The organism is Serratia entomophila (assembly GCF_021462285.1).
GTDB lineage: Bacteria > Pseudomonadota > Gammaproteobacteria > Enterobacterales > Enterobacteriaceae > Serratia > Serratia entomophila.
The window spans coordinates 41,505-64,129 of the sequence record NZ_CP082787.1; the positions used below are offsets into that span (position 1 = coordinate 41,505).

16 protein-coding genes are annotated in these 22,625 nt (G+C 56.3%); 8 read left to right on the forward strand and 8 right to left on the reverse strand.

All coding sequences use genetic code 11. The features are described from left to right. Window positions 1-40: 40 nt before the first annotated feature. Window positions 41-3,133 (forward strand): autotransporter outer membrane beta-barrel domain-containing protein, encoded by a 3,093-nt coding sequence (locus tag KHA73_RS00180; protein ID WP_234587290.1) that lies wholly within the window; start codon window positions 41-43, stop codon window positions 3,131-3,133. Between the two features lie 476 nt (window positions 3,134-3,609). Next, window positions 3,610-4,461, forward strand: coding sequence for a helix-turn-helix domain-containing protein (locus KHA73_RS00185; RefSeq protein ID WP_234587292.1), 852 nt, complete (start codon window positions 3,610-3,612; stop codon window positions 4,459-4,461). On the opposite strand, the gene KHA73_RS00190 is transcribed toward KHA73_RS00185, so the two are convergent. From KHA73_RS00190 to KHA73_RS00205, 4 genes are all read right to left on the reverse strand, one after another. Beyond that, complete coding sequence (locus KHA73_RS00190; RefSeq protein ID WP_234587294.1) at window positions 4,451-6,235, reverse strand: ATP-binding response regulator; 1,785 nt, start codon at window positions 6,233-6,235, stop codon at window positions 4,451-4,453. The genes KHA73_RS00185 and KHA73_RS00190 overlap by 11 nt on opposite strands. Next, window positions 6,232-6,726, reverse strand: a complete 495-nt coding sequence (locus KHA73_RS00195; RefSeq protein ID WP_234587295.1) for a molybdopterin-dependent oxidoreductase — start codon at window positions 6,724-6,726, stop codon at window positions 6,232-6,234. The genes KHA73_RS00190 and KHA73_RS00195 overlap by 4 nt, the downstream gene beginning before the upstream one ends. Before the next feature lie 780 nt (window positions 6,727-7,506). Continuing rightward, complete coding sequence (locus tag KHA73_RS00200) at window positions 7,507-9,975, reverse strand: DUF4214 domain-containing protein (protein ID WP_234587297.1); 2,469 nt, start codon at window positions 9,973-9,975, stop codon at window positions 7,507-7,509. Window positions 9,976-10,118: 143 nt separating this feature from the next. Beyond that, a complete protein-coding gene (locus KHA73_RS00205) occupies window positions 10,119-10,412 on the reverse strand; it encodes a DUF5862 family protein (protein WP_234587298.1) in 294 nt (97 codons plus the stop codon). 420 nt (window positions 10,413-10,832) lie between these two features. Here KHA73_RS00205 and KHA73_RS00210 point away from each other — a divergent pair, with 420 nt between their 5' ends. Further along, window positions 10,833-11,063, forward strand: a complete 231-nt coding sequence (locus KHA73_RS00210) for a hypothetical protein (protein WP_234587299.1) — start codon at window positions 10,833-10,835, stop codon at window positions 11,061-11,063. On the opposite strand, the gene KHA73_RS00215 is transcribed toward KHA73_RS00210, so the two are convergent. Beyond that, complete coding sequence (locus KHA73_RS00215) at window positions 11,060-11,353, reverse strand: DUF5862 family protein (RefSeq protein ID WP_234587301.1); 294 nt, start codon at window positions 11,351-11,353, stop codon at window positions 11,060-11,062. The two genes, KHA73_RS00210 and KHA73_RS00215, sit on opposite strands and share 4 nt — an antisense overlap. 401 nt (window positions 11,354-11,754) lie before the next feature. After that, window positions 11,755-12,408 (reverse strand): LuxR C-terminal-related transcriptional regulator, encoded by a 654-nt coding sequence (locus KHA73_RS00220; protein WP_234587303.1) that lies wholly within the window; start codon window positions 12,406-12,408, stop codon window positions 11,755-11,757. An 896-nt stretch (window positions 12,409-13,304) separates the two neighbouring features. On the opposite strand from KHA73_RS00220, the gene KHA73_RS00225 reads away from it, so the two are divergent. Next, window positions 13,305-14,597, forward strand: coding sequence for an HlyD family secretion protein (locus KHA73_RS00225; protein WP_234587304.1), 1,293 nt, complete (start codon window positions 13,305-13,307; stop codon window positions 14,595-14,597). Continuing rightward, window positions 14,590-16,713 (forward strand): peptidase domain-containing ABC transporter, encoded by a 2,124-nt coding sequence (locus KHA73_RS00230; protein WP_234587306.1) that lies wholly within the window; start codon window positions 14,590-14,592, stop codon window positions 16,711-16,713. The genes KHA73_RS00225 and KHA73_RS00230 overlap by 8 nt, the downstream gene beginning before the upstream one ends. Window positions 16,714-16,773: 60 nt before the next feature. Here KHA73_RS00230 and gorA read toward each other — a convergent pair whose 3' ends face one another. Next, on the reverse strand, window positions 16,774-18,126 hold the full coding sequence (gene gorA / locus KHA73_RS00235) for a glutathione-disulfide reductase (RefSeq protein ID WP_234587307.1): 1,353 nt from the start codon (window positions 18,124-18,126) through the stop codon (window positions 16,774-16,776). A 130-nt stretch (window positions 18,127-18,256) separates the two neighbouring features. Beyond that, complete coding sequence (locus KHA73_RS00240; protein ID WP_234587309.1) at window positions 18,257-19,099, reverse strand: 23S rRNA (adenine(2030)-N(6))-methyltransferase RlmJ; 843 nt, start codon at window positions 19,097-19,099, stop codon at window positions 18,257-18,259. Window positions 19,100-19,221: 122 nt separating this feature from the next. Between KHA73_RS00240 and KHA73_RS00245 the strand changes: the two genes are divergently transcribed. The 3 genes from KHA73_RS00245 (at window position 19,222) to rsmJ (ending at window position 22,600) form a co-directional block, all read left to right on the forward strand. Next, entirely contained in the window at window positions 19,222-19,683 is a 462-nt protein-coding gene (locus tag KHA73_RS00245; RefSeq protein ID WP_234587311.1) for an HIT family protein, read from the forward strand. Window positions 19,684-19,802: 119 nt separating this feature from the next. Then, on the forward strand, window positions 19,803-21,845 hold the full coding sequence (prlC, locus tag KHA73_RS00250) for an oligopeptidase A (protein WP_234587312.1): 2,043 nt from the start codon (window positions 19,803-19,805) through the stop codon (window positions 21,843-21,845). Window positions 21,846-21,853: 8 nt separating this feature from the next. Continuing rightward, on the forward strand, window positions 21,854-22,600 hold the full coding sequence (gene rsmJ / locus KHA73_RS00255; RefSeq protein WP_234587314.1) for a 16S rRNA (guanine(1516)-N(2))-methyltransferase RsmJ: 747 nt from the start codon (window positions 21,854-21,856) through the stop codon (window positions 22,598-22,600). Window positions 22,601-22,625 lie beyond the last annotated feature (25 nt).

A 22,625-nucleotide genomic window follows, 5' to 3' on the forward strand; every position in this document is an offset into this window, starting at 1 on the left:
CGTCTGGGGCGGTTTTACTAAAAACAATAAGGGTAAGGGAATGAGAAGACTTGCAGGCAAGAATAAACCAGCGTCGACGCCGTCATGGAAACTTAATGCCCTGCTGTGCGGGCTGTTGGCGGCCGGCTTCGCGCAGGCTGCGCCGCATGAGCCGGGCGGCAAGGCGGGCGATCCGGCCAGCTGGCGCAGCGATGAGTTTAACGCCAACTGGGGGCTGGGGGCGATCCACGCCGACGAGGCTTACGCCGCCGGTTATACCGGCAAAGGGCAGAAGGTGGGGATATTGGATACCCCGGTCAACCGTCATCCGGAATTCGCCGGTGACGGCAAGCTGATCAACGTCGTCACCGAGGGCTATCGCGCCTATACCGATCCGCACCGGCCGGGAATTAACGCCGGCGATCGTTTTTACTTCGACGGTACTTTCCACTTCTACAGCGGAGCAACGCTGAGCAATCACGGGGTGCACGTGGCGGGGATCAGCGCCGCCAACCGCGACGGCGTCGGCATGCACGGCGTGGCTTTCGACTCGCAGGTGATCAGCGTCGATAACGACAACGACGGCCCGGCCTACGGCGAGTTTCTCGGTCTGGACGGCGCCGTCACCAACGCCGGCTGGCAGGCGATGATCAACAACGGCGTACGGGTGATCAACAACAGCTGGGGCGTCAGCATTCCCGACATCCTGTCCGACGGCGGGCGGGATCCGAATGCGCTGCACTTTGAGCTGAAGGATGCGCAGGAACAGTTCGATCAGGTCAAGCCGCTGCTGGGCAGCCTGGCGGGCGCCGGTTATCAGGGAGCAATAGATGCGGCGCGCAAAAATATTCTGGTGCTGTTCGCCGCCGGCAACGACGGTAACTATAACCAGCCGGATGTGATCAGCGGGCTGGCCTATTTCGTGCCGGATATCGCGCCAAACTGGCTGTCGGTGGCCAGCGTGGCGCAGGATGCGGCGTCGACCAACAGCGTGCCTTATAGCATCAGCGCTTTCTCTTCCCGCTGCGGCTATACCGCCAGCTTCTGCGTCGCGTCGCCGGGCAGCAAAATCTACAGCACCGTGGCCAACGGTTCCGACCCGGCGAACCTGGTCTCGGACTACGGCAACAAAAACGGCACCTCGATGGCGACGCCGCATGTCACCGGCGCGGTGGCGGTGTTGCTGCAGCGCTTCCCGTACATGACCTCAGCGCAGATTGCCGACGTGCTGAAAACCACCGCTACCGACATGGGCGCGCCGGGCATCGACGCGCTGTACGGCTGGGGGATGATCAACCTGGGTAAGGCGATCAACGGCCCGGGCATGTTTTATACCGTCGAGGATATTCCCACCGAGTTCCGCATCCCGGATCCGGCCGGCGTGGCTTATGGCTCCTCGCAGTTTATCGCCAATATCCCGGGGCTTGGCGCCGAGGTGGATGCGGGCACGCTGCACGCCAGAAAGTGTGACGATATTCATTGCGCGCTGGAAGTCTATTCCAACGATATCTCCGGCCACGGCGGCCTGACCAAGGAGGGCCAGGGGGCGCTGGTGCTGACCGGCGCCAACACCTATTCCGGGCCGACCCAGGTTAACGCCGGCCTGCTGGCGGTCAACGGCTCGGTGGCGTCGGACGTCAGCGTGCAGGGCAGCGGCACTCTCGGCGGTTCCGGCAGCGTCGGCTCGCTGGCGGTCCATCGCGGCGGCACGGTGGCGCCGGGCAACTCGATAGGCACCCTCAGCGTGGCCAACAACCTCAGCTTCGAGCCGGGTTCGCGCTACGCGGTGGAAGTGGGGCCGAACGGCCAGAGCGATCGGATCGTCACCGGCGGATCGGCGACGATCGGCGGCGGCGAGGTGGCGGTCTCGCTGGAGAACAGCGGCAACCTGCTGTCGCAAAGCGAGGCGCGCAGCCTGCTGGGCCAGCAGTACAACATCCTGAGCGCCCAGCAGGGGGTGAGCGGGCGGTTTGATGCGGTGGCGCCGAACTACCTGTTCCTCGGCACCGGCCTGAGCTATCGGCCGAACCAGGTGACGCTGAGCGTCGGGCGCAACGACACCGCCTTCGCCAGCGTGGCGCAGACGCAGAACGAACGCGCGGTGGCGGCGGCGGCGGATGCGCTGGCGGCGGGCAACCCGGTGTACGAGAGCATTTTGAACAGCGACACGGCGGGCGAAGCGCGGCAGGCGTTCCGTCAGCTGTCGGGGCAGATCCATGCGGACATCGCCTCGGCGCTGGTGAACGACAGCCGCTACCTGCGCGAGGCGCTGAACGGGCGGCTGCGGCAGGCGGCAGGGCTGGCGGCGTCGCCGGAGATCAAGGCGGACGAGGGCGGCGCCTGGGCGCAGCTGCTGGGCGCCTGGGACCATGCGTCGGGTGACGCCAACGCGACGGGGTATCAGGCATCGACCTACGGTGTGCTGCTGGGGCTGGATTCGGCGCTGGCGGACGACTGGCGGCTGGGGGTGGCGACGGGGTACACCCGCACGTCGCTGGACGGCGGCTACGGCTCGGACGCGGACAGCGACAACTACCACCTGGCGACGTACGGCAGCAGGCAGTTCGGGGCGCTGGCGCTGCGGGGCGGGGCCAGCTACACCTGGCATCGCATCGACACCGCGCGCTCGGTGAATTACGGCCTGCAGTCGGATCGTGAGACGGCGAAGTACAGCGCCCGCACCGAGCAGGCGTTCGTGGAAGCGGGCTACAGCGTGCCGGCGGGCGGGGTGAACCTGGAGCCGTTCGCCAACCTGGCATACATCAACTTCAAGAACAACGGCATCGCGGAAGACGGCGGCGCGGCGGCGCTGCACGGCGACAAACAGCATACCGAGGCGACGGTGTCGACGCTGGGGCTGCGTGCGGACACTCAATGGCAGGCGGGGAAAAGCACCGAGGTGGCGCTGCGCGGGGAGCTGGGCTGGCAGCATCAGTACGGTGAGCGGGAGCGGGGCACCGGGCTGAGCTTCAACGGCGGCAACGCGCCGTTCGTGGTGAACAGCGTGCCGGTGTCGCGCGACGGAATGGTGCTGAAGGCGGGCGTGGAGGTGGCGGTGGAGCAGAACGCCACGCTGTCGCTGGGTTACGGCGGGCTGCTGTCGCAGAACCACCAGGACAACAGCGTCAACGCCGGGTTCGTCTGGCGCTTCTAGTTTTATAGTGCAGTTCTCTTCTGTTAACGGAGCCGGCATGCCGGCTCCGTTTTTATTTGTCGCGGTGGCGATCCTGGGGAGAGTACGTATGATGGCGGGCGGAGATGGGCGGTACAGGCGCAATAAAAAACCGGGACCCTTGCGGATCCCGGCTCAAAAGCGGGTAAAACAGATTGGTGCTAAAAGCTCAAACCTGGTTTGCCTGCTAACCGAATTGATGAATACATCCTTTCAGCCGCGGCAATCGGAATGAGTTTCCCTGGTGTTATTATGGTTATTATCAAAAATCGTTCTGGTATTATTTTTTATAGTGTATTGCTGTATGTCTCTTTTGATACCATGTTTGACTATAGAACATGGTATGTCAAGCAACGTTTTTAACGCATAATTGCATGGGATGCCAGTTTTAGTGGGGGCTTCTTCACCACAAATAATCAAAACGACTGATAAATCAGCAAAAAAAATCGAAGGAACAAATGGATAACAATCATCAAAAATTCGATTCACAGTCGATTGCAAACCGGGTCAGGGAGCTGTTTTTACATTACGGGATTGGTAAACGTCAGCACGCCAAAGAGCTCAGCCGCATTCTGGCGCTGAGTTTTTCGCATGCGCACCGAAAATTGAAAGGGCAAAGCCCGTGGACGCTGGAGCAGATCAACAGCGTCGCCGCCGCGTTGGGAGAGACGCCGGCGGCCATCGTCGATATGGACGCGGAACATGACACGCCGGAACAAACTATGGCGCAGGATGCCATCTTTTTTGTCGGTGGGGTAGCGATCCCCTGCGTGGGGCATATTGGTGACGAACTGGCGGCCGGGCGCATGTCGGAGTTCGTTGCGCTGCGTGCGGAGCAGCAATGGCATATCTACCGTACCGAGGATGCGCCGTCCGGCAACTACCGCCGCGTCGACCTGATCGAGATCCGCCCCGGCAATAACGATGACGAACGGCTGAGCATCGCGGTGCTGGACGACTCCCATCCGGCGGCCGATGAGCTGGCGAAATACCTCGTCAGCCGAGGATTCAACGCGGTGGCGTTCTATGACGTCAGCAGTTTCTGCCAGGCGCTGCAGCAAAGCCTGTTCGATGGCTATGTGGTTGACTGGCTGATTGGTGATGAAACGGCGGATAAATGCATCGAGGTGATCCGCGCTTCCGATAACCCGGATGCGCCAGTGCTGGTGTTGACCGGGGAACTGGGTACCGATCGGCGTGAGTCTGAAATAGCCAAAGCGATGCGCGACTACGACGTGCTTGGGCCATATGAAAAACCGGTGCGGCTTCATGTGATAGAAGCCGCCCTGCAGCGCTGTTTTAATCTTTAGAAGGGAATACCTCGGCCAGGGCGCTCGACAGCGCATCCAGTCGCACGGGTTTCATCAGGTAATTGTCGAACAGCGCCCGCTGTTCGGCAGACAGCTGTTCCGGGGTATAGGCGCTGATGCCGATAATCGGCACGTGGCGGTTGGGCCCCCGGCGGTTACGCAGCTGTTTGGCCAGGGCGGCGCCATCGATGCCCGGCATCTGCAGGTCCAACAGCAGGGCGTCATAGGGGCGGCGCAGCAGTTTTTGCAGCGCCCGCTCCGGCGAGTCGCACAGCTCGTGCGGGTAACCGAGCTTGTCCAGCAGCGCCGCAAAGGCGTCGCCTACCGATTTGTTATCGTCGACCACCAACACATGCTGCGGTTTTTGCGGCTGCGGGGGGTGAGATGCGGCCTGTTCGTCGCTCTCTTCCTCCTCGCTGATCTCCACGGGAATGCTGACGATAAAGGTGCTGCCCTTTTTGATTTCGCTATACACCGTAATGGTGCCGTTAAGCAGCGTCACCAGGCCATGCACGATCGCCAACCCCATGCCGACGCCGGCGTATTGTTTGGTGTGCGACTGATCCAACTGGGTGAACGGCTTGAAGATTTGATCGAGCTTTTCTTTCTCGATGCCGATACCTGTGTCGGTCACCTCGATAATCAACGAACTGCCGCCGGGCTGGCGGCGCAGGCAGCTGTGCAGGGTAATGCTGCCGCTCTCGGTATATTTGTAGGCGTTGGTCAGCAGGTTGACGATAATCTGCCGAATGCGCAGCGGATCGGAATAGACCTGCGAATGGCTGCATTCCACCTCGCAGCTCAGCTTGACCTGCTCTTTGCGCGTCAGCATGGCGATTTCGTTGGCCGTCTCGCCGATCAGCTTCTGTGCGTCGAACGGCACGATGCGTAATTCCATCATGCCGCTGTCCAGGTGGGCGTAGTCGGTCAGGTCTTTCATCTGGCTTTCGATTTGCTGTGCGGCGGTCTCCAGCCGCAGGAAGGTATCCGCATGTTCAGCCGAGACCCGGGTATTCACCAACACGTCGATGGCGGACATGATGCTCTGCAAAGAGGTGCGCAGTTCGTGGCCAATCGCGCCCAGAAAGGCGTTTTTGGTTCGGGTGGCTTTTTCCGCTTCGATAGCCTTGGCCTGCTGCCGGATAGTCAGGCGCTGTTGGCGCAAGACTATCAGGGTGATGGCAATCAGCGCGATCACCGAGAACATGACGATCACCAGCCCATAGAAAATAATGTGCCGTTTCTCGATATAGTCTTCATAGGCCAGGGTGCGCTGCTTCACTTCGGCGTGATCGGTGAGGTTGGCCATTTCGATGGCGTAGGGTTTGATGCGCTGCATGCCTTGGGAAATCAGGTTAAAGTCAATCCGTGGGCTGTCCAGCAGCTTGTCAATCCGGTCCATCTGCTCGCGCATATTTTTGATCACCTCCGGGTAGCCTGGCTCGGCGTACAATCGCTGAGTGGATTCGGAGACGGTTTCCAGCACGTAAAAGCGCGAGTAGAGTATTTCAAACTTCAGCCGCAGATCTTCACTGCTGACCTTCGGCGCGTTTTTCTGCTGTTCAACCAGCGTTTCGAATTCGGCCAGTTTGATGGCGAATTTGGCGATCGACCAGGAGTAGTTTTCCTGCGTGCCGGCGATGGCATACAGCCCTTTCTTGGACAGGGTGGCGCTGTAGTAATACAGCGTTACCGTCGAGGCCACCAGGAACAACGCGGCGAAGATGGCCGGGATCGCCAGCCTGCCGCCGCTTTTAAAACTTGTCAGCTTCATTTAATCACTATCCTGTCGACCTGCCAGATAAAGCGCGAGTTGTATAACGGCGAATTCAACTCGGGCCCGGCGGCATCCCTTGGGTAAACTAAAAATAACGGGCCGAAGTTTCTGATCTTCAGCATTTCTCCGTCCATTTTGTAAGCCAGAATCATGTTGTACTTTTCAACGTCGGACAGCGGCACGTCGATGTAATAGTCATTCAGCGCATAAAAGGTCAGCGTGCTGCCCTTGGCGCCGACGCGGGCCAGAATATCCGCCACCGCGATGCCTTCAAACTTTCTCTGCGGCGTCCAGGAGGTGGAGGTGGTGATGCTGTGTACCGGCATGGCCAATAATTGTTTATCGGTAAATAAATAGCTTTTTTTTGCCGGGTCGGTCACGTTGTCGATTTTTCCCGCCACTTCCAGCGTGAAACTCAACGCGCTGGCCTGGACGATAACCAGGGCCACGCAGGCTAACGTGATGTTTTTGAACAGCTTGAACAGCATCGATATTCTCCAAAAGCGCGGATGCTTACCTGAGTACCGCTAATTTATCAGGCAAAATAATGGCAGAAAATGCGGGGTTGTGTCGAAGGGAATGTCGATGGCGCACATAAAATGCCGGCGATGGAGAACACCGGCCCGGTCGCGGTGGCACCGTCGGGGAAAAGCTGAGAGCAAGCGGCCAGGTTTTGTCCTGGTTAATAAGCGGATTGATTGAAGAATCGCGATCGTTATATTGCGATGCGCCCGGAAAAAATATTGCCTTTCTCTTTATGAAAATAAAATCTACGGAAAAAACGAGTGAGCCTGAAAGCGTTTGAGTCTGCAGGGTAAGATAAAAAAGCCCTATAAATATAGGGCAAAGACACACAACAACACCAGGGAAAACTTTAGTGTATCTTATATTATAGGCATCTAATTATATATATTATTTTGGCATATATTTATTTCAATCGGCGCTTGGTTTATAATCAATATAAAATTCAATAGATTATGAGTTTCCTCACTCCGGGGTGGCGGCTGACCCATGCCGGATGATTCGTGAGTTAACTTTGAGCTGCATTAACATGATGCAAATATGCATCAGTACAATGCGCTTTTATGCATTAAAAAAAGGCTGCCGTTCGTTTATTGTTCAGATGCGACTAATGCTCATTGTTATTGATTTTAAGCCAATGCCAGGGCTTTTACGGCATCAGGGAATACCAGAAATAGAAAATAAAAGATGAGGCCGCTACCTCCGGCCTCATTTTTATTAAAAACGGGAATAAGCGCGTTTTATTATCAAGCCAGGGCTAAGGCATCTTGATGAGCATCGTTCACCCCGACCAGCTGAATGTCACTGCCAGCAGCTTGCGAATAATAGAGGTGATCGCTACGGCCGACCCCATTCAAAAAGACTAAGGTATCCGTGCTGTCAAATTGCTTGTTGCCGTTGTCATCAACAAAGACCAGGCTGCTGTTCTGGAAGCTGACAGCGCCGACTTTGTTGGTCTCGTCGAAGCTGAACTTGCCGATTTGCGTCAGATCGTTAAACAGCTTGATCAGCCCGGTCTCGTCATGGGGATAAAAGTGATTCAGCACATTATCCACATTGGTCTCAAACTGGCTGAAGCTGACGCTTTGCGTGTCCACAGCGCTCCCCTGCGTCTTATCCAGGCTAATGGAGATGCCGGATTTCTCCAGAGTCAGCGTGTTCGCTGCATTATCATCGAAATTATTGATGGTAACGCCGCGGTTCAAGTTGCTTTCAATGATATTAACCGAAGACACGGAACCTTTGTTTGCCGTGTATTCGACGTTGCCGCCGATATTGATTTCACTTGCGCCGGCGCGCGCGCCAAGGATCTCGTGGTCCTGGCCAGAGGGGGTTTGCCCCAGAGAACCAATGTAAACTTCGGCCGCGCGATCGGGGGCTTCAGATTGCAACAGGCTATACAAAATTTTGCTCAGGCCAAATTGGTCCGACTGCGAGATGTCGTAGGTTAAGCTGACGCCATCAGTCGTCTTGGTAAGGTCGATTTTGGACAGATGAGTGAACTCATCGGTGACTGAAAGGTTGATCTGCTTGTCGCCGGCAACGTCAATTCTGCCAATCTTTTCATTATGCCCAGTGAGAGCAATACTGTTCGCTCCCTGATCGCTACCGATCGAATCGATCGTCAGTTTGCTGACGTTGGCGTTTCTACCGTCATCGGTAGATAAATTAATCTTGCCCGCGCTAAAGGAGTCATAATCCACCCCCATGGATGACAGAGTTATTTTCAAGCTGGAAGAGAGCACGTCAAAATTGACTTCTCTGCCGTCAACAAAAGGTGAATTAAAGAAAACGTTGGCGGTATCTGCGCTAACGTCAGGAATGCCGGCATCCCCATACACCAGGTTTACCGTATCTTTTGAGTCGACGGTAAGGTAGTTGAGGCTATCCGCATAATCGAGCTTGGCGTTTTGCTGTTGCGCGATGGTCAGATAGATTGACTGCAGCGTGGTTAATTCCGCCGACGTCAGGTTATGAACCTTCACATCGTTAATATCGGACTGCAGAACATCATTAACGACGCCGATCTTGGCGCTTTGCGCGTAATTCAGGCTCTGTGCAATGTCTTTTTCGAACAGGTGCTTCTGAATAACGATGTTTTGATCGTGCGATGCGCTTGTACGCAGTGAGTCGATGATTTCTGTGGTGATTTTGGCTTTGTCACCGATGCTGGCGTAGTGAGCCAGCTCTTCGGCCGAGGGCTGCTTGCCGTACACGGCCTGGTAAACCTGCGCAATATATTCATTGAGCGGTTTGTTGGTGGCCTTCTTGTTAAACTCGTCCGTATAAATGATCTTTCCGACCAGATCGTTAAAGCCAAAGACTGCATCATATTTACCCCAGTAATGCAGGCCATTAGCGTCAATATCGCGGTTAGGAACGGCAAGGTAAACTGAGGCGGTTTCCTCACGGTTAACGGTATCGACGATAACGCCATCGGTATCCAGCGCCATTGCCTGTTCCAGCGTGGCTTTGGCTTCCGCGTCTGAGGACGTCATAACCGATTGGATCATGTCCAGCATAACCTGGCCACGATGGGTGCCGGACGAGATTTCCGTCAGGTAGTGATCCAGCTCGCTGGCCGTTGGGCTACGCTGGTACAGGTTACCGAAGACCGCGTTGACAAAATCGCTGTTATTCAGAGCGGCGATTTTCTTATTGCTGGCCAGAATACCGTCGGCTACGTCGACGGCGCTTTTGCCGGAGTCTAATTGGGCTGACCAGTACGGGGAACCGGTTTCATCAAGTATACGCCCGAGCGAATAGTAAATTGCGGCAACGGTTTGGTCATTGCTGTCAGATATGACGACAGGATATAAGGAGTCTTTGATCGTTTCATCAAAGGTCTGGTAAGAGTTCAGCAGCTGCAGATTCGGACCGGAATATTCCATCAGATCGGTTAATGCGCCGGACAAACCGTCATAAAGGCCATTTGCCATGTAATGATCAATCGTGGCCTGATCGGGGTTATTGCCGTAAGCATTCGCATATATCTTTGAGAAAACCGCGGTGTCACTCATACCACTATAAATGGCGCGACCGTCGCTGCTTTCTAAAAAGTTTTTCACCAGATCGGATGAGGTGATCTTACCTTTTTCCAGCTGATCGCCGTAATAATCAAAGCCGTTTCCGGCATTGCCTTTCTCGCTCCAGGTTTTCTCAAAAATAGCGGTATAAATACCCGTAGCTTCATACTGATAGGACAATGATGACATATATTACTCCTTTAAAGAGATTCCATCGGCTTGTTTCAATAGGATAAATTTTGAATTCACGCTATGACGCTAATCGTCAGGTGTTGTTGCGGGCAATAGATTAAAGGCTGGCGGAGCCAGCCTTTGAGACACATGTAAAGCGATTAACCGTTATTGGTAGAACCTGGGCCGAAGGTTTCACGGTAGTTCTGCGCCAGATCGGCAACGGTTTCACGGTCTGTCACCAAACCGGCCACGCCGCCGGCAACTGCGCCCAGTGCGGTAGGAACGATGATACCGACCAGCTGAGACAGTGCGCCGAAGCCGAAGCCGCCCGCGCCGCCCCATTTGCCGCCGATGGACATGCCGGTTGCCGCGCCGTCAACGGCACCCCAGATAGCGCCATCGAGAGTTGCGCCGTTTACCACTTCGACTTCTTGTACGTTGAGTTCACGCATTACAATTTCCTTTTAAATTAAGACACCTTGAACTTGATACTTATTGTCACCTTGTCATAACGGATTTTCACCGCATCCTATCCCTTTGAATGGCATCTTTCGTAGAGACGGATTACTAAGAGGGGGCACCAATAATGAGGGCTCCTCTTAATTCCAAACTGAGAGTGAGCAGTGAAAGGCACTGCGGGTTTATTTCTTAAGTTGATTTAACTATAGATATCGCGCATAACACATTCCAATAGATATAAGCGCATTTTTTATTTTTGTTTGATAGGTTGAATCAATTCCATATGAATACAGTCAGGGCTATAGCCGCTTCTTGTGGGGTAAACATTATCGCGTAAAAATATCTCTCTGTTTGTTTTTTAACTAAATATGCATAGCATAATGAAAAACATGATTTTATTTTGTTAGTGGAGTGTGTTTATTTTATTATTCTTAGTGCGGCGTAATGGGAAGTTAAAAGTACCGGTGCCTGTAAGGTTGGCGCGGGAAGCGGTTGATTTATTTTGGGTAATTTTTTCTGGCAAGATGATGTTTGTGATTAATAAAATGCAGGTGGTCAGAATTTGGCTGATTTCGAACGGTGGGGTATCTGAGGCAGAAAAGGCTGGCAAGCGCCAGCCTTTGGGGAAAGCGAAAAACCATTAAGCGTTGTTAGTCGAACCTGGGCCAAAGGTTTCGCGGTAGTTTTGCATCAGGTCGGCAGTAGTTTCACGGTCTGTCACCAGGCCCGCCACGCCACCGGCAACGGCGCCCATGGCGGTAGGAACGATGATGCCAACCAGCTGAGACAGCGCGCCGAAGCCCCAGCCGCCCGCGCCGCCCCATTTGCCGCCGATAGACATACCGGTAGCAGCGCCGTCAACAACGCCCCAGATAGCGCCATCGAGAGTTGCGCCGTTTACCGTTTCAACTTCTTGCACATTCAGTTCACGCATGATCATTTCCTTATCTAGTAAAACAACTGATATTTTATCGTCGGCACCTTGCCGTTGCGGGAATACCCCGCTACCTGTCCCTTTGAATGATATTTTCACCGGGATGGATTATTAGGGGAAAGCAGCATGCGCAACCTATGCTTTCCCTGTTAATTAGATTTTTCAATTTTCTGAGGCGTTTTTAGCGTAATTTTATTTTTTTTCACAATATAGATTCGGCTTGCCATATGCGCCAATAGATACAAACGTCTTCGGTTGGTTTTTTTGATAGTTTAAATCAATGCCAACTTAACGCGGTCAATTTTTAAACACATGCCTTTCAGGCTGTGTGTCATATGAATTCTTGCGTGGTGCGATTTTCATTGTGCCGGTTAATTTTCGCACAGGGTGTCATAGGGGGACTATTGCCAATCGATCTCCTTTATAAATCTCAGCACCCGGTGAAAATCATAGGTGCTCTTGATGTTCATTTTTTTCATCGCATTCCCTTTATGCGCCTGGGCCGTTTTGTAAGCAACGCCAATGACCCTGGCTATCTCCTGCAGACTCATGCCATGAGCAAACAGGTAAATAACGGCGGCTTCGCTTTTGGTGAAGTTCTGATACTTCTCCATGTCAATGAGAGCATTTTTTCTTTCATTATCAATGATGCATCTTGAAAATATCATTGATATCTTCCTTTTTATTTCACCAACCGGCGCATTTTTATAAATAAACATGGCTACGCCCATTTTAATAGAAAAATTAATCACATATCCACTGGCGATCGATGTGAACACTACCAGTGTCACCTTTTTCCAACGTTTGCGATTTTTTTTTATAAAGGACAAGCCTGCAAAGAGGTCGTTGTCTTTGTCTACCAGGTCCATAAAAACCAGGTCAACACCGTTGGTATTGAGCACTTCTTGCAGCGTTTCTAATGACTCGGTGTCATAGACGGTTTTCACTTCCGGCGTATCGAGCAACATATCAACCAGCACGTTCGATACCAGCGATTGCGGCTCAAAAATCGCCACTTTCTCTATTGGTTTATTTTTTTTGTTGACATCATTCATAAATCACACCGTTTCACCAAATGGCATTGGTGAATGCAGAAAAAATAATCAATATAAAAACGCTTCTAGCAGACTAAGAAGATCTCGTTAAAGAGGGCCGCATTCAGTTATAGGCGTTAGGTCTGGAAAGGAGTTTACAGGCGCTCACTCATTCAGCTTTTTCTACAGCCTGTATTGTTGCGCAAAAACGATTGAAGGGTAAAAATCCCTTGTGAACATACCACGTGAAACCCGCGTCCTTTGGGTAAAACCGTCACTACCTTTGCATCTGGATAGTGCATTTTTAGCGTCCTTAGCCATTGTTCAGCATCCCTTTCTCTCATAGACCTCTTTCCCATTAAACTATTTTGTTATATGGATATAAGTTGAAGCAATAAACTGGTTTGCCGCTGTTTTAAAGTGGATCCTATGGTTAGGATAATATCCAGTTAAATTTTTCTCAACAATTCCATTACCTGTCTGATGAGGCGCTTTATGGTCTTTTCCTTTTATGGATAAGAAAAATACAAGAATTGGTGGATTCACCTGGGTTGTGGAAAATAATGCTTTTGTTTTTTATGAAAAAAATATCAACGCCAATGATGTCGAGTGATTTTACTAAATTTCATTTTAAGAATTTATCTTCTATTGTTCTTTTTCTCATCTTATTTGGTTTTTTTAATTTTATTAATTTATTGATTAATATTCGAACTTAAAATAAATAAATTCAAATATTTCATGGTATTAGTTGGTGATTAAAGCAGGCTTTAAATCTGTTTGCAGGGTTTTTTATGTCAGACATTTCCTAAATTATATGCACGCCTTAAGAAAAACTTTATCGCTATCTATAAATAAATTGACTGGGGATTTTGGTGTGGCTATCTTCTGGCGATTAAAAAACGGATTTAAGAGTTGCCATGAATCAAAAGGATTTGTTCCGACAAGAGGCCGTCAATCACCAGCGCTCAAAATGGACCGGCAAGGCATTGCTTATTTCCGGCCTGCCCGCCTGGGCCGTGGTGGCCATATCATTGGCCTTTATTATCGCCCTGCTTATTTTCCTGACTTTCGGCAACTATACCCGCCGCATTAATGTCGCCGGGGAGGTCACCACCTTGCCGCGTTCGGTCAATATTTTCGCCGCGCAGCAGGGCTTTATTTCCCAGCGCTTTGTCAGCGTCGGCGATCAGGTCAAAAAAGGCCAGCGCCTGTATCAGATCGACGTCAGCCGCGTCACCGATTCCGGCACCGTCAGCGCCAATACCCGCCAGGCCATCGAAAGCCAGGTCGCCCAAATCGACAACATCATCCAGAAACTGCAGGAGAATAAGCGCGCCACGGTAGACAATCTGCAGGCGCAAAAGGCGCAGTATGAAACCGCCCACGCCCAGTCTAAACAGCTGGTGGAAAACTCCCGCCGCGGCGTCGAATCCATGCGCCGCACCATGGAGAGCTACGGTGAATATCAGCGCAAGGGCCTGATTAACAAAGACCAGTTAAACAACCAGACCTACCTGTATTATCAGCAGCAAAGTTCTTTTCAAAGCCTTTATAGCCAAAGCATCCAGGAATCGCTGCAAATCGCCAATCTCGGCAGCGATATCGTCACCCGCGCCGCCGATTTCGATAATCAGATTTCGCAATATGAACTCCAGCGCGAAGATCTGCAGCGCCGCCTGTCGGAAGCCGACGCCAGCGGCGCGCTGATTATTAACGCCCCGACCGACGGCCGGGTGGAGTCCCTCAGCGTCACCCCGGGGCAAATGGTGAATATCGGCGACAGCCTGGCGCAGCTTATTCCCAGCAACCACGCGGTGTATTATCTGGTGCTGTGGCTGCCGAACGGCAGCGTGCCTTACGTCGGCGTCGGCGACAATATCAATATCCGTTACGACGCTTTCCCGTTTGAGAAGTTCGGCCAGTTCCCCGGCAAAATCGACGCCATCTCCTACGTGCCCGCCTCGACGCAGGAAATGTCCACCTACAGCAGCTCGCCCATCCGCCAGTCCACCGAGATCACCGAGTCCTATTACAAGGTGCTGGTGGCTATCGACAACACCCAGTTCGGCTACCAGGGCAAAACCCTGCGCCTGTCGAGCGGCATGAAGGCGCAGACCACCTTCTTCCTCGAGAAACGCCCGATTTATCAATGGATGTTCTCACCTTTCTACGACATGAAAAAAAGCTTAACGGGGCCGATCCGTGAATAAAACACCCTTTGAGACCATCACCAGCAAGCTGAATCTGGCCCTGAGAAAGAAGGTGCCGCAGATCCTGCAAACCGAAGCGGCCGAGTGCGGCCTGGCCAGCCTGGCCATGGTTTGCGGTTACTACGGCATGAACGTCGATCTGTTCAACCTGCGGCAAAAGTTCGGCATCTCGTCACGCGGCGCCACCCTGGCGTCGCTGATCGACATCGCCGCCTCCCTGGCGCTGAAAACCCGCGCGCTGTCCCTCAGCATCGATGAAATCAAGGAGCTGAAGACCCCCTGCATCCTGCACTGGGACATGAACCACTTCGTGGTGCTGGTCGGGGTGCGCGGCGGCCGCATCGTCATTCACGACCCGGCCTTCGGCCGCCGGGTGATAGGCCTGCAGGAGCTGTCGCTGCATTTTACCGGCGTGGCGCTGGAGCTGTGGCCGGGCAGCGAGTTCACCCCGGTCACGCAGCAGAGCAAGCTGCATATCCGCACCCTGCTGCGCAACGTCAGCGGCCTGAAAGGCGCGCTGATCAAAATCTTCTGCCTGTCGCTGGTGATTGAGGCCATCAACCTGCTGATGCCGGTCGGCACCCAGCTGGTGATGGACCACGTGATACAGGCCGGCGATCACGATCTGCTGGCGCTGATCTGCATCGGGCTGCTGTTCTTCATTCTGTTTCGCACCTGCGTGGCGATGCTGCGCTCCTGGACCAGCATCGTGATGGGCTCGCTTATCGACGTGCAGTGGAAGGCCGGGCTGTTCGACCACCTGATGAAGCTGCCGCTGGCCTATTTCGAAAAGCGCAAGCTGGGGGATATCCAGTCGCGTTTCGGCTCGCTGGACACCATCCGCACCACGTTCACCACCAGCATCGTCAACAGCATCATCGACGGCATCATGTCGATCGGCGTGTTCGTCATGATGCTGCTGTACGGCGGCTGGCTGGTGTGGGTGGTGATGGGCTTCACGGTGATTTACGTGGTGTTGCGCCTTTCCACCTACCGCCACTATCGTCAGGCGTCGGAAGAGCAGCTGGTCAAGGGCGCCAAGGCCGGCTCGCACTTTATGGAAACGCTGTACGGCATCGGCACCCTGAAAGCGCTGGGCCTGGCGGGCACCCGCTCGCAATACTGGCTGAACCTGAATATCGACACCACCAACGCCAACATCCGCCTGACCAAACTGGACATGATGTTCGGCGGCGTCAACTCGCTGATCAGCACCTGCGATCAGATCGTCATTCTGTGGCTGGGCGCCTCGCTGGTGATCGACAACCAGATGACGCTGGGGATGTTCGTGGCGTTCAACGCCTACCGCGGGCAGTTCTCCGACCGCGCCTCCAACCTGATCGACATGGTGCTGCGGCTGCGCATGCTGAGCCTGCACAACGAGAGGGTGGCGGACATCGTGCTGTCGGAGCCGGAGAAACAGATGCCGCCGCGGCAGCTGTATGCGCCCAACGAAGCGGCGGCGTTCGACGTGCGCGACCTGTATTACCAGTACGACAGCCTGTCGAAGCCGGTGATTGCCGGCATCAACCTGCAGATAGCGGCGGGGGAAAGCGTGGCGATCGTCGGCCCGTCGGGGATAGGCAAGACCACGCTGATGAAGCTGATGAGCGGCCTGCTGGAGCCGAGCAGCGGTGCGCTGTTCATCAACGGGCTGAATATCCACGACATCGGCGTCAACAACTACCGGCAGTGCATCGCCTGCGTGCTGCAGGACGACAAGCTGTTCTCGGGCTCGATAGCGGAAAACATCGCCGGTTTCGATGCGACGCCGAACCTGGAGCTGATCGTGGCCTGCACCCGCCACTGCAACATCCACGACGACATCATGCAGATGCCGATGGGCTACGAAACGCTGATTGGCGAGCTGGGCGGGAGCCTGTCGGGCGGGCAGAAACAGCGTTTGCTAATCGCACGGGCGCTGTACCGGCGGCCGAACATTCTGTTTATGGACGAAGCCACCAGCCACCTCGATCTGGCCAACGAAATGCACATCAACAACGCGATAGCGGCGCTGAAGATCACGCGCATCATCATCGCCCACCGGCCTTCCACCATCGCCTCGGCCGACAGGGTCATCGAGCTGCAGCCGGCGGGGGCCGAAAATAAAAAATGAGGCCAAAACCGCTGGCCTCATTTCGTTCATTCGGCTGCGCATGCGCGCAGCGGATGACGATCAACGCATGGTGACGAACTCTTCCGCGGCGGTCGGGTGGATCGCTACGGTGTTGTCGAAGTCCTTCTTGGTGGCGCCCATCTTCACGGCGACGGCGAAGCCCTGCAGGATTTCATCCATGCCGAAGCCGATGCCGTGCAGGCCGACGATTTTCTCTTCCTTGCCCGCGCACACCAGCTTCATGCGGCACGGCTGGCGGTGCTGAGTCACTGCGCTGTACATGGCGGTGAAGGAGGATTTGTACACCTTCACGTTGTCGGCGCCGAATTTCTCGATGGCTTCCGGTTCGGTCAGGCCGATGGTGCCGATCGGCGGGTGGCTGAACACCACGGTGGCGATATTGCTGTAGTCCAGATGTTCGTCCGGCTTGTTGTTGAACAGGCGTTCGGACAGACGACGGCCGGCGGCGACCGCCACCGGGGTCAGTTCGACCGCGCCGGTGTTGTCGCCCACCGCGTAAATGCCTTTGACGCTGGTGTTCTGGAACTTATCGACGTCGATATAGCCTTGCTCGTTGGTTTTCACCCCGGTGACGCTCAGGTTCAGGTTGTCGGTCGCCGGTTCGCGGCCGATGGCCCAGATCAGGCTGTCGACGGTGAATTCCTTGCCGTTTTCCAGCTGCAGCTGCAGGCTGCCGTCGGCGTTCTTCACGATGGCTTTCGGTACCGATTCGGTGTGCAGGCTCGGCCCTTCGGTGTTCATCACTTCCACCAGGGTCTCGACAATCATCGGATCGAAGGTGCGCAGCGGCGCGTGCTTACGCACGAAGAGGTGAGTTTCCGCACCCAGCGCGTTCAGCACCCCGGCGATCTCCACGGCGATATAGCCGGCGCCCACCACGGCGACGCGTTTCGGCATTTCGTCCAGCTCAAAGAAGCCGTCGGAGTCGATGCCGTATTCCGCACCCGGAATGTCCGGATGGCTTGGGCGGCCGCCGGTGGCGATCAGAATATGGTCGGCGGTGATTTTCTCGCCGTTCACTTCCACGGTGTGGGCGTCGACAAAGCGTGCGAAGCCTTTGATCACGTCGACCTTGTTTTTACCCAGCACGTTGTCGTAGGAGGTATGGATGCGGTCGATATACGCGGTGCGGTTGGCGACCAGTTTCTTCCAGTCGAAGGCATTGACGGTGGTGTCGAAACCGTAGTCCGGGCCGTACTGGTGGATGGCTTCGGCGATCTGTGCCGCGTGCCACATGACTTTTTTCGGTACACAACCCACGTTGACGCAGGTGCCGCCCAGTTCCTTGGCTTCAATCAGCGCACATTTCTGGCCGTACATGGCTGCCCGGTTGATCGATGCGATACCGCCGCTGCCGCCGCCAATTGCTAGATAATCGTAATGTTTCGTCATCTGGGATTTCCATGAGTTGTGAGATTCGAAGAGGGTAAGAGTTTAACGCCTGATGTGGGTTTGTCGCAAAGATTGCGTCGATGGCTGCAATAGGCGGGGTAAAGGCGCGGCGTGCCGCGCCCCGGATGGCTTATTCCGGTACGACCCAGTTCACCAGATGGTGGCCGTTGCCGGACGGCACCAGCGTTTTGTGCAGCCACGGCAGCAGGGTATTCATCTGCTGCTCCAGCTTCCACGGCGGGTTAATCACGATCATGCCGGAGGCGGTCATGCCGCGCTGATCGCTGTCGGGTTTCACCGCCAGTTCGATCTGCAGAATGCGGCGGATGCCGGTGGCTTCCAGCTCTTTCAGCATGCGTTTGATCTGCTGACGCATCACCACCGGGTACCACAGCGCATAGGTGCCGGTAGCGAAGCGCTTGTAGCCTTCCTGAATGCCTTTGACCACGTCCTGGTAGTCGGTTTTCATCTCGTACGGCGGGTCCATCAGGATCAGCCCGCGGCGCGAGGCCGGCGGCAGCTGGGATTTCAACTGTTGGTAACCGTCGGCGCGCTGCACCTTGGCGCGCTCGTCCTTTTGAAACTCGCCGCGCAGCAGCGGGAAGTCGCTCGGGTGCAGCTCGGTCAGGTGAATTTTGTCCTGCGGGCGCAGCAGCTGGCGTGCGATCAGCGGCGAACCCGGGTAGTAGCGCAGCGTGCCGGAGCGGTTGAAGTTGTGCACCACGCTCATGTAGGCCGCCAGCTCTTCCGGCAGATCGTCGCGTTGCCACAGCATGCCGATGCCTTCCAGATATTCGCCGGTGCGTTCGGCGTGCTCGCCGCTCAGCTGATAGCGCCCCGCGCCCGAGTGGGTGTCCAGATACAGGAAGGGTTTCTCTTTCTCTTTCAGCGATTCGATGATCAGGCTCTGAACGCTGTGCTTGAGCACGTCGGCGTGGTTGCCGGCGTGAAAACTGTGGCGATAACTTAACATGGCTGGTGGCAGTTCCTTGCGCTCCACGGGCGGAGCTTTCAATAAGGCATATAATCTGCACAGTATAAACTGTCTGGCCGGGAAAAACTGAACTGCGTTACTGCAGACGATAAGGAGACGACATGAGCTGCATCTTTTGCGACATGGTGGCGGGCAAGGTGCCGTGCCATAAAATCTGGGAAGACGACGCCCATCTGGCGTTCCTTTCCATCTACCCCAATACCGACGGCTTCAGCGTGGTGATCCCCAAGGCGCACTACCCGAGCTACGCCTTTGAGCTGCCGGACGCGGCGCTGAGCGCGCTGATGCTGGCGACCAAGCGCGTGGCGCAGCGGCTCGATCGGGCGTTTGACGACGTCGGCCGCTGCGGCATGGTATTTGAAGGCTTCGGCGTCGATCACGTGCATGCCAAACTGATCCCGATGCACGGCACCGCCGCGTTGGAACAGTGGCGGCCGATCGAGTCGACCTCGGCGAAGTTTTTCGACCGCTACGAGGGTTACCTGTCCTCCCACGACGCCGCGCGCGCCGATGACGCGCATCTGGCGGCGCTGGCCGCGCAGATCCGCCAAAGCGCCGTTTAAGGCACTATCTATCAATGCCGGGCATTGATTTTCCCGCTGCTTGGCTCCATGTTAGCTATTCATACGCATTTTAAGGCCCGCCCGCTGCGGCGGGCCCCAACGCTAATCAGGACTGCCTTATGACAAATCCGTTGCTGACTCCGTTTTCCCTGCCGCCGTTTTCGGCGATCCGCCCTGAAGATATCGTGCCTGCGGTGCAATCCGCGCTGGCAGACTGCCGCGCCGCGGTAGAGCGCGTGGTCGCGCAGCCGGGGCCGTTCACCTGGGACAACCTGTGTCAGCCGCTGGCGGAGTCGGACGATCGCCTGTCGCGCATCTGGTCGCCGGTCGGGCACCTGAACTCGGTGAAAAACAGCCCGGAGCTGCGCGCCGCCTACGAGCAGGCGCTGCCGCTGTTGTCCGAATACGGCACCTGGGTCGGCCAGCACGAAGGGCTGTACCAGGCTTACCGCAGCCTGAAAGAGGGCGCGGCGTTCGCCCAACTGAGCGCGCCGCAGCGCAAGTCGGTGGAAAACGCGCTGCGCGACTTTGAGCTGTCGGGCATCGGCCTGTCGGCGGAAAAACAGCAGCGCTACGGCGAAATCGTCGCGCGCCTGTCCGAGCTGGGTTCTACCTACAGCAACAACGTGCTCGACGCCACCATGGGCTGGAGCAAACTGATTACCGACGAAGCCGAGCTGAGCGGCCTGCCGGCCAGCGCGCTGGCGCAGGCGCAGGCGATGGCGCAGGCCAAAGAGCAGGACGGCTGGCTGCTGACGCTGGACATGCCGAGCTACCTGCCGGTGCTGACCTACGCCGACAACCGCGCGCTGCGCGAAGAAATGTACCGCGCCTTCGCCACCCGCGCCTCCGATCAGGGGCCGAACGCCGGCAAATGGGACAACAGCGAAGTGATGGCGGAAACGCTGGCGCTGCGCCACGAGCTGGCCCAGCTGCTGGGCTTCGACACCTACGCCGACAAATCGCTGGCCACCAAAATGGCGGAAAGCCCGGACCAGGTGATCGGCTTCCTGACCGACCTGGCCAAGCGCGCCCGTCCGCAGGCCGAGCAGGAGCTGGCGCAGCTGCGTGCCTTCGCCAAACGGCATCACGGCGTGGACGAACTGGAAGCCTGGGACATCACCTATTACGGTGAAAAACAGAAGCAACACCTGTTCTCGATCAGCGACGAGCAGCTGCGCCCGTACTTCCCGGAACAGCGGGTGGTGGAAGGGCTGTTCGAAGTGGTGAAACGCATTTACGGCATTACCGCCAAAGAGCGCAAGGATGTGGATACCTGGCATCCTGAAGTGCGCTTCTTCGATCTGTTCGACGCCGACGGCGAGCTGCGCGGCAGCTTCTATCTCGACCTGTACGCGCGTGAAAACAAACGCGGCGGCGCCTGGATGGACGACTGCGTCGGCAGCCTGCGCAAGGCCGACGGCACGCTGCAAAAGCCGGTCGCCTACCTGACCTGCAACTTTAACCGCCCGCTGGGCGATCAGCCTGCGCTGTTCACCCACAACGAAGTGACCACGCTGTTCCACGAGTTCGGCCACGGTCTGCACCATATGCTGACCCAGATCGATACCGCCGGGGTCTCCGGCATCAGCGGGGTGCCGTGGGATGCGGTCGAGCTGCCGAGCCAGTTTATGGAAAACTGGTGCTGGGAGCCGGAGGCGCTGGCGTTCATCTCCGGCCATTATCAGAGCGGCGAGCCGCTGCCGAAAGAGATGCTCGACAAGCTGCTGGCGGCCAAGAATTACCAGGCGGCGCTGTTTATTCTGCGTCAGCTGGAATTCGGCCTGTTCGATTTCCGCATGCACTTCGAATACAGCCCGGCAAAGGGCGCGCAGATCCTGCCGACGCTGGCGGAAGTGAAGAAAATGGTGGCGGTGGTGCCTTCGCCGAGCTGGGGCCGCTTCCCGCACGCTTTCAGCCATATCTTCGCCGGCGGCTACGCGGCGGGTTACTACAGCTACCTGTGGGCGGAAGTGCTGTCGGCAGACGCTTACTCGCGCTTCGAGGAAGAGGGTATTTTCAACGCCGAAACCGGCAAATCCTTCCTCGACAACATCCTGTCGCGCGGCGGTTCGGAAGAGCCGATGGTGCTGTTCAAACGCTTCCGTGGCCGCGAGCCGCAGCTGGATGCTATGCTGCGCCATTACGGCATTAAAGGATAACCCGCCACGTGAGTGTGTGTTTATTGTGTGAAGCAGGCGCCGATCCCGGCGCCTTGTCTATTTTGGCGCAGCGCTGGCAGTTGGTCTCGGACGACGACGCGCCGATGGCGCTGGTGCTGACCCCGGAGCGGCTGGAGCTGCGCAAGCGCGACGAACCCAGGCTTGGGGCGATCTACGTCGATTTCGTGGCCGGCACTCTGGCGCACCGGCGTCGCTTCGGCGGCGGCCGCGGCGAAGCGGTGGCCAAGGCGGTCGGCATCAAGGGCAGCTACCTGCCGGACGTGGTGGACGCCACCGCCGGCCTGGGGAGAGACGCTTTTGTGCTGGCGGCGTTGGGCTGCCGGGTGCGGATGCTGGAGCGCAATCCGGTGGTGGCGGCCTTGCTGGACGACGGCCTGCAGCGCGGCTATCGGGATGCGGAAATCGGCCCCTGGCTGCGCGAGCGCCTGACGCTGCTGCACGCCTCCAGCCTGACGGCGCTGGCCGATCTCGACCCGCGGCCGGAGGTGGTGTACCTCGATCCGATGTATCCGCATAAGCAGAAAAGCGCGCTGGTGAAAAAAGAGATGCGGGTGTTTCAGTCGCTGGTGGGCAGCGACGACGACGCCGACGGCCTGCTGGAGCCGGCGCGCCGGCTGGCGACCAAGCGCATCGTGGTGAAGCGGCCGGACTACGCGCCGCCGTTGGCCAAGGTGCCGGCCCATGCCGCCACGCTGACGAAAAGCCACCGTTTCGATATCTATATGCCGCTGTAAACTTTACCAGGCTCGGCGTGCCGGG

Excerpts from the sequence above, each read along its gene's own strand:
- KHA73_RS00215 (WP_234587301.1), bottom strand. The coding sequence starts at position 11,353 with ATGCGTGAACTGAATGTGCAAGAAGTTGAAACGGTAAACGGCGCAACT.
- KHA73_RS00205 (WP_234587298.1), bottom strand. The coding sequence starts at position 10,412 with ATGCGTGAACTCAACGTACAAGAAGTCGAAGTGGTAAACGGCGCAACT.
- prlC (WP_234587312.1), top strand. The coding sequence starts at position 19,803 with ATGACAAATCCGTTGCTGACTCCGTTTTCCCTGCCGCCGTTTTCGGCG.
- KHA73_RS00200 (WP_234587297.1), bottom strand. The coding sequence starts at position 9,975 with ATGTCATCATTGTCCTATCAGTATGAAGCTACGGGTATTTATACCGCT.
- KHA73_RS00225 (WP_234587304.1), top strand. The coding sequence starts at position 13,305 with ATGAATCAAAAGGATTTGTTCCGACAAGAGGCCGTCAATCACCAGCGC.
- KHA73_RS00245 (WP_234587311.1), top strand. The coding sequence starts at position 19,222 with ATGAGCTGCATCTTTTGCGACATGGTGGCGGGCAAGGTGCCGTGCCAT.
- KHA73_RS00240 (WP_234587309.1), bottom strand. The coding sequence starts at position 19,099 with ATGTTAAGTTATCGCCACAGTTTTCACGCCGGCAACCACGCCGACGTG.
- KHA73_RS00185 (WP_234587292.1), top strand. The coding sequence starts at position 3,610 with ATGGATAACAATCATCAAAAATTCGATTCACAGTCGATTGCAAACCGG.
- KHA73_RS00195 (WP_234587295.1), bottom strand. The coding sequence starts at position 6,726 with ATGCTGTTCAAGCTGTTCAAAAACATCACGTTAGCCTGCGTGGCCCTG.
- KHA73_RS00220 (WP_234587303.1), bottom strand. The coding sequence starts at position 12,408 with ATGAATGATGTCAACAAAAAAAATAAACCAATAGAGAAAGTGGCGATT.
- KHA73_RS00180 (WP_234587290.1), top strand. The coding sequence starts at position 41 with ATGAGAAGACTTGCAGGCAAGAATAAACCAGCGTCGACGCCGTCATGG.
- gorA (WP_234587307.1), bottom strand. The coding sequence starts at position 18,126 with ATGACGAAACATTACGATTATCTAGCAATTGGCGGCGGCAGCGGCGGT.
- KHA73_RS00190 (WP_234587294.1), bottom strand. The coding sequence starts at position 6,235 with ATGAAGCTGACAAGTTTTAAAAGCGGCGGCAGGCTGGCGATCCCGGCC.